Origin of the sequence: Pseudoalteromonas sp. 2CM37A (assembly GCF_023161885.1) — a bacterium.
GTDB classification, from domain to species: domain Bacteria; phylum Pseudomonadota; class Gammaproteobacteria; order Enterobacterales; family Alteromonadaceae; genus Pseudoalteromonas; species Pseudoalteromonas atlantica.
This window is the reverse complement of record NZ_JALNTJ010000027.1, coordinates 1-581: the sequence shown is the minus strand read 5'-3', so window position 1 is coordinate 581 and position 581 is coordinate 1. Positions and strand designations below refer to the sequence as shown.

Annotated in this window: 1 protein-coding gene; it reads left to right on the top strand. The window is 42.3% G+C overall.

All coding sequences use genetic code 11. The features are described from left to right. Positions 1-281: 281 nt before the first annotated feature. Positions 282-581, top strand: a 300-nt coding sequence (locus tag MTF68_RS19645) for an IS3 family transposase (protein WP_248463414.1), incomplete at its 3' end; no start/stop codon positions are given.

Sequence of the window (581 nt, the reverse complement as noted above, 5' to 3'; positions counted from 1 at the left end):
ATTTGTACCAAAACGTTATATCACTGGCGAAGCCAGTTATCAGAGAAACCCAAACAAACCAAATCATCAGATGAACAACTAAGGATCGCCAAACTTGAGGCCGAGCTAAAACGTGTCACGGAGGAACGCGACATTCTAAAAAAGGCCGCAAGGTACTTTGCCAGCAACCCCGAGTAAAGTACGCTTTTATTCGTGAGCATCAAAATGAGTTTTCTATTGTTGCGATGTGTAAACTATTTAAGCTACACCGCAGTGGCTTTTATGCGTGGTTAAAGAAGCCATTGAGTGACAGAGCAATCGAAGATAATCGTTTGCTTAAGCTTATTAGAGAGTTTTACGTTGCCAGTGGTGGCACTTACGGTAGTCCTTGGATACACGCAGATTTACGTGAAGCTGGTGAAAAATGTAGTGTTAATCGCGTAGCTAAGATCATGCGCCAACATAAACTCAAAGCGCAAATAGGTTATAAACGTCGCCATATTAAAGGCGGTAAAACATCGCGCATTGCAGATAACTTGCTAGCTCGTCAGTTTAATCCTCCTGCGCCGAATCAAACTTGGGTAAGTGATATTACTTATGTG